This is a genomic window from Agriterribacter sp. (genome assembly GCF_035444585.1).
In the GTDB taxonomy this organism is placed as follows: domain Bacteria; phylum Bacteroidota; class Bacteroidia; order Chitinophagales; family Chitinophagaceae; genus Agriterribacter.
Genome location: NZ_DAOMOZ010000007.1, coordinates 18,312 through 19,505 on the forward strand (window position 1 = coordinate 18,312; position 1,194 = coordinate 19,505).

General features: G+C 45.1%; 2 protein-coding genes. Both read right to left on the reverse strand.

The window, feature by feature from the left end; all coding sequences use genetic code 11:
* The coding region (locus PLH26_RS01355; RefSeq protein ID WP_324584176.1) for a DUF7033 domain-containing protein at positions 1-249 on the reverse strand (249 nt) is incomplete at its 3' end.
* Between the two features lie 109 nt (positions 250-358).
* A partial coding sequence (locus tag PLH26_RS01360; protein ID WP_324584177.1) for an LUD domain-containing protein occupies positions 359-1,194 on the reverse strand: 836 nt, incomplete at its 5' end.

Consider the following 1,194-nt stretch of genomic DNA (forward strand, 5'->3'; position numbering starts at 1 on the left):
CCCGCCGTATTCTTTGCACGGAACATTTTGTGCTGTGATGCCGGTTTCGAACAGCAGCGGCGCAGGTATTATTTGCAGTTCATCGGAGGTTATGCTATTGTGGGAATAATTGATCCTGGCGCCTTCGTATTGGATAAACTCATCTTGCCGGGTTGTAAGGGATACTTCAATACCGCTCAGGTCGTGCAGTAAAATACCTGTAATATACTGCAACCTCGGGCTGTTATATGTGGAATATATTAAAAGCATCTGCTCACAGGCAAATTTGTTACACAAAATAAACAAGTAAGGGATATCAACCGAAAAAAATCACTAAGTAGTTCTTCTATGATGTATGGTATTTAGCGAAGCGGAAGGATTATTTTTTTTCGTTATGCTGCTCTTTCCACATTTCGTTAAAGGTTTTGGCCGGAAACTGCAATGCGCTCCTGTGTGCTGTCCATCCTCTGAACAGTTTATTAACAACCCGGCTTTTCAGTGTGCCATTTCCGGCATTCATCATTTTCCGATGCAGCATAGCCTGTTTCCACGCTTTCCAGGCCACTTTTTCAGCGAAGGATGTATGGTGTTGCTCTACGGCTTCGAACCTGTTCCCGAGCAGCAGTTCATGCAGGTTTATTTTTACAGCGCATACTTCTGTGCAATTTCCGCAAAGCGAAGAAGCATAGCTTAAATGCTTCCACTCATCCATTTTTTTCAAATGCGGAGTAATGACGCTGCCAATAGGGCCACTGTAAGTAGTGTTATAACTGTGCCCGCCAATATTTTTATATACAGGACATGCATTGAGGCAGGCGCCGCAGCGGATACAGTATAATGCTTCGCGTGCTTTTGCATTGGCCAACAGGTTGGTTCGCCCGTTGTCCAATAATATCACGTACATTTCTTCAGGACCATCTGTTTCCCCGGCCTGCCTTGGCCCTGCAACAATGGTATTGTAAACAGTAACACGCTGACCCGTGCCAAAGGTAGAAAGCAACGGCCAAAAGAGACCGAGATCCAAAAAGGAAGGGATCATTTTTTCGATACCGGCAATAGCTATATGCACAGGCGGCCACGCACAACTCAGCCGGGCATTCCCTTCATTTTCTGTGATGGCAATGGCACCGATATCGCCAATTAAAAAATTGGCGCCGGTAATGCCTACTTCAGCCTCTGTATATTTTTTTCTTAAAATATTACGGGCAACCTGCG